Here is a 4,858-nt window from a genome sequence, read left to right as displayed (position 1 = left end):
ACCGGCTCAAGCAGTGGCGAGGGATCGCGATGCGCTCGGACAAGTACGCCCGGAACTATCACGCCGGGCTCTGCCTCGCCGCGACACTGCATTGGCTGACTACTATCCTTTAGCAACACGCCCTAGGAGGCAGCGTCTACGACCCCAACGACGCCGTCGGCCGGTTGCTGTTCAACGTGCTCGGCATGGTGGCCGAGTTTGAGGCGGACCTCATCCGCCTGCGCACCCGCGAAGGCATGGCCATCGCCAGATCCAAGGGCAAACTCAAAGGCAAGAAGCCCAAGCTCTCGCCCTCTCAGCGCAAGCACCTGCTGACGTTGCACGCCGCCGGCGAGCACACCCAAGCCGAGCTGGCCGAGCTGTTCAACGTCTCCCGCACCACCATCTACCGCGAGCTGCGCCGCACCACGACCGACACCTGACCGCGCCTGCACCGCCACTGAGCGATCACAGAAACCCGCCACCAAGCCATCACATCCACAAGCTGGCTGGCACCCAGGGGTTGAGGGTCGACCTTCAGGGGTTGCCTGACCCATAGCGCGCAGGTGCGCGGTCGACCGCGCACATGCGCGCTGCTTCGATGCCCTCGCGTTCGTGCACGCGAGCGCATGCCTCGGGCGGTCGAGCTATCACCGGGGGGCTACTGCCAGGATTGCAGCTCACCGCCGCGTGACAGCAGCCCCCATCACCCTGGGCGCGGGCACGCAAAGAAATGGTGTCGCAAATAACGGCCACGCTAGAGGCGTCCTCTGCACAGATTTTTGACAGTATGCGCCCCGCCTGCGGTCATGTGGACGTCCCATGTGAGACTGTCAACAGATCGACCGATTTCCTACAGGTCGGCATGACAGGGGAAGCGAGGCGCCAGCACCATGGCACTCACCGAGTCTCGAACGGCGGCGTTAGATCAGAGGCACAGCTATGACGTGATAGCTGACGGCTATCTGCTCATCTCCCAGGGGACCGGGTGTCATGCATAAGGCGTCCCCTCCAGAGCGAGATTCGCGACTGCCGTTCACCGTTCTGCTCGCGGACGCCCCCGGGCAACCGATCGAGATCCACGATCACTCCGTCGGCCTCCACATGGTTCTAGTTGTAAGAGGTCATGACGTTGTTGACTCGTGCCGGGGCCAACGAGGCCGGCGGGGCGTCCCCGCTGGAGGTATGAGGCCGATGGTAGTTGTAGTGGTTCACCCACACCTGCAGGGCCTCACGCCGGGCCGTCTCTGAGGTATACGGGCGGGCGTAGAGGACCTCGTCGACCATCAGCCGGTTGTACCGCTCGACCTTCCCGTTATGGCGCGGGGTGTATGGGCGGATCCGGTGGTGCCGGCCCCCGAGCGAGACCACCTTCCGGGTGAAGTCCGCAGCCCGGTAGTTGTTTCCGTTGTCCGTGATCACCCGGTCCACGGTGATGCCGTGGGCGGCGAAGAACGCCCTCGCCCGGCAGTAGAAGCTCACGGTCGTGGCCGCCCGCTCGTCCTCCAACGCTTCGGTGTAGGCCAGCCGGGTGTACCCGTCGATCGCCGAGTGCAGGTAGGTGTAGCCGACCCGCCGGCCGGCACCACGCTTGGAAGCACGGCCTGCTTCACTTTCACGTCCGTGGGTGCGCCAGCCGCCCCCGTCTGGGATCTTCCCGATCTTCTTCACATCCAGGTGCACCATGTGCCCCGGCCCGCGGGCGGTGATCCTCTGGGCCGGCTGTTGGCGCAGGTCTTCTCCGGCCGGGGTCAGGTCCCGTAGGCGGGAGATCCCGAGTCGGTGCAGCCACCGTCCCACGATACGAAGACACACCCGGTGGCCCTCGGAGACGAGGTGGTGATGGATGCGCCGTGCGGACCACTTGCGCTCCCGCCGCAGGGCGTGGATCTGGGCGACCAGGACCGGATCGAGCTGGGCAGGTGAACGGCGCGGCCGGCTGGGCCGGTCGAGCAGCCCGGCCTCGCCCTCGGCGCGGTAGCGGGCCACCCAGGTGGCCACCGTGGGGCGGCTGACGCGGAACTCGGCGGCCACGTGTGCCTGCGGGATCCCGTCGTGCAGGTGGCGGTGGACCATCCTGAGACGGCCGGTGGGAGTCAGGGGTGCATTAGCGTGAGTCATGAGTGGGTCTCTTTGCGCGGATGGGTGGTGTAGGAACTTCCATCCTGCGGGAGAGGCCCACTCGTCTCATCTCAGCCGGCGCCTCGTGGCAAGAACCTCATGACCCACAACAACTAAGCACCGTGCAGGATGCGAGTGGCGATCTGGTCCGGTGGCTCAGTCGCGGTGATGCGATGTTCATCGACAAAGGGCAGTGGCTGCCAGCCGTGGTACCACGCCACCATCTCGTCAGCGGAAAACTCTGCGGCCTCGGGACGCATCGCGTGCCGGCGGGCAGTCTCCTCGAAGGTCAGATCGAAGGCGTAGAACCGAGCATCGTCACTGGCCGCCGCAACTCGTTCCAACATCGGCCCGTTGTCGAGATGCAGCAGACAGTGCACAGAGCACGCGGTGAATGCGTTGAACCAGGGTGGCTTGGGTGACTGGTGTGAAAAGTAAAGGCCGGACGCTCACCGCTCGAGGCTCGGGCCTGCCCCTCAGATGATCTCCATCACCGGCCCCTCGTGCACAGCGCGGTAGATGACGTTGCGGATCTCATTGGCCTGATCTGACGTGAGTGTCCGGTCGATCGGCCGCAGGATGATCCGCACGAGGAGGTTGTCCTGCCCAGGACGGGTGCCGAGCCGCGTCCGCGCAGCCGGGGGGAGTTCATCGTGCGCGGTGCGGCTGAGCACCTCGACCGATTCGATCACGTCAGCATCATCTTCCAGAGCCATGCGAATGCGATCCCCCAGTGTCTCCTCATCCTCTTCGGCGGCCACGACGATGGAGATGTCCCGCCGGGAGGCCGGCAAGGGTGAGACGTGGTGCCACGGGTCAAGGGTGAGCATCTGGGACGCGATGCGGGGGTCTTCTGCACGCAGATAGCGGATATCGGGGATGCCCTTGCGCAGCATGAGCGCTCGCTCCAGACCCATGCCGAGGGCCAGGCCGGACCACTCCTTCGGGTCGAGGCCGGAGCCACGCAGGACTTCGGGATGGATGCGTCCGCACTCAGCCAGTTCGAGCCATTCGCCGTTGTGGAGCACGTCGATCTGTCGGCCGCCGACGGTATAGGGGTGGCGCGCGTCGGTCACCTGCCACTTGGCCCCAGGCAGCACGGCGTCCACGAGCCGGGCGATCATGGCGAGCATGTCGGCATCGTCGGTGTTAGGCGTGTGGCGAATGCGCCAGAGGTCCACCTGGTGGGGTTCGCCCACGTGGCTGCGGTCGACGGCGTCTCGTCGGAAGACGAGGCCGGGTGCCACGATCAACTCGTCCACGTGGGACTGCCCTGCATAGTGTTCGAGCGCGGTGGGGAGTCCGGAACTGGTGTGGCTGCGGAGCATCACCGTAGGGCTGATATACCGGGTATACCGCTGGTTCCGGGTCACGTCGGCCGGGTCGTAGCCGAGGCGGTCATAGTTCTCCCTCACCGGCACGATCGGGGTGGTCCGCACGGTTCGGACGGTGCTGCCCCATTTGGCCTGCAGGGCGTCCACGACTGACTGCAAGAGGACTTGCATGGCGTGCTCGCCGCGGGCGGCATCGGTCAAATCGCGCATTGTGAGCGCGCGGTGGATCTGGTCAGCAGTCAGGTAATTGTCGTGCGACATGAAGTGGTCTCCGTAGGGATTGCAGACTGGCAGGGAAGATGTGCTTCCCCCGGCCGTGCCTGCGGAGACCTATGCACTATCGGCGCACTCGGAAGACCCCGCGGCCATGTCCCGGCCGGGGGTCTGTAAATCGCTGCTGCGTGTGCATGGACTCAGAGTACACATCGAAGGGACTGTCCCGAGTGGACGAGCCGCTGGGTGGTGTAAGTGAGGCGAGAGTGCCTTCCGTTAGGGGTGGGCTGCTCTGGCCAGCCGACGCGATGCTGCGGAACACGATCCGCTGCGCTGGGTCTGCGCCGACGACGTCGAACACCTTGCGCTGCCGGATTCCGCGCTACGAGGGTTCCTGCTCGAGGTGCTGGCCGGGGGACGGGCCGCCGTCCGAGTGAGGACTGCACCCGGACGAGATAGCCGTCGGGGTCCTGGACGAGGAACTGGTGCACCCCTGCTTCCTGATCCCCGACTTGATACCACTTCTCTTCCGGGGCCATGGAGAGGGGCCGTCCGCTGGCCGTGAGTCGTTCCAGAGGTGCGTCCAGATCGAGGACGGAGACCTGCAGGTTGATCCCCCTGCCCAGCGGAGGGGTCAGCGGTGCGACCTCCCAGGTGCGGCCGAGGCCGATCTGGTCGAGCATCAGATGCGCGGTGCCCAGGGTGAGGTAGGCGAAGCCTTCTGGGGGCCGGGCATAGAGCACTGAGAACCCGAGATGGTCGCGCCAGAAGATCAGCGAGGCCTCGCAGTCCGTGACGGCGAGTTCGGGGACGTGGGCTGGATCGCTATGCATGGCATCAGTTGAGTCCCGCATAGTGGTGTAGCGCCCGGTGGTCGGGCGTGTCGTCTCAGACGTGGACGCGGCCACCGTGTGATCCGTCGAGTCAACCTTCCACAGAATCCTCGAATGGAGTCATCACGATGACCGCTCCTCATATTCTCGACCCTGCCGGCCTGCTCGGAGAAGCCCTGTCTGAAGCGTCCCCGGACATGATGCGCCATCTGCTGCAGACCATGATCAACACCTTGCTGTCCGCGGATGCCGACGCGGTGGTCGGTGCCGAATGGGGCAAGCCCAGCTCCTCGCGCACTGCTCAGCGGAACGGGTACCGCCACCGGGACCTGGACACCCGGGTCGGCACCCTGGACGTGGCCATCCCCAAGCTCAGAT

5 protein-coding genes and 1 pseudogene are annotated in these 4,858 nt (G+C 65.6%); 2 read left to right on the top strand and 4 right to left on the bottom strand.

Translation table 11 applies throughout. The features are described 5' to 3' along the window. Window positions 1–119: 119 nt before the first annotated feature. Window positions 120–422, top strand: a pseudogene (locus FLM69_RS11070) (helix-turn-helix domain-containing protein); the annotation flags it as partial. A 667-nt stretch (window positions 423–1,089) separates the two neighbouring features. Here FLM69_RS11070 and FLM69_RS11065 read toward each other — a convergent pair. The 4 genes from FLM69_RS11065 to FLM69_RS11750 all read right to left on the bottom strand — a co-directional run bounded on the left by FLM69_RS11065 (window position 1,090) and on the right by FLM69_RS11750 (window position 4,480). Next, a complete protein-coding gene (locus FLM69_RS11065; protein WP_141844251.1) occupies window positions 1,090–2,100 on the bottom strand; it encodes an IS481 family transposase in 1,011 nt (336 codons plus the stop codon). A 113-nt stretch (window positions 2,101–2,213) separates the two neighbouring features. Continuing rightward, the gene (locus tag FLM69_RS11060; protein WP_141844249.1) at window positions 2,214–2,480 is read right to left on the bottom strand and encodes a hypothetical protein; all 267 of its coding nucleotides are present in this window, start codon (window positions 2,478–2,480) and stop codon (window positions 2,214–2,216) included. Window positions 2,481–2,576: 96 nt separating this feature from the next. Beyond that, entirely contained in the window at window positions 2,577–3,695 is a 1,119-nt protein-coding gene (locus tag FLM69_RS11055) for a hypothetical protein (protein WP_141844247.1), read from the bottom strand. Between the two features lie 152 nt (window positions 3,696–3,847). Beyond that, window positions 3,848–4,480 (bottom strand): VOC family protein, encoded by a 633-nt coding sequence (locus FLM69_RS11750; RefSeq protein ID WP_141844245.1) that lies wholly within the window; start codon window positions 4,478–4,480, stop codon window positions 3,848–3,850. 128 nt (window positions 4,481–4,608) lie between these two features. Here FLM69_RS11750 and FLM69_RS11045 point away from each other — a divergent pair. After that, window positions 4,609–4,858 (top strand): transposase (locus FLM69_RS11045; RefSeq protein ID WP_181743515.1); only part of this gene is annotated, 250 nt, incomplete at its 3' end.

Source organism: Micrococcus sp. R8502A1 (assembly GCF_006704135.1).
Taxonomy (GTDB): Bacteria; Actinomycetota; Actinomycetes; order Actinomycetales; family Micrococcaceae; genus Micrococcus; species Micrococcus luteus.
This window is presented reverse-complemented; position numbering and strand designations above follow the sequence as displayed.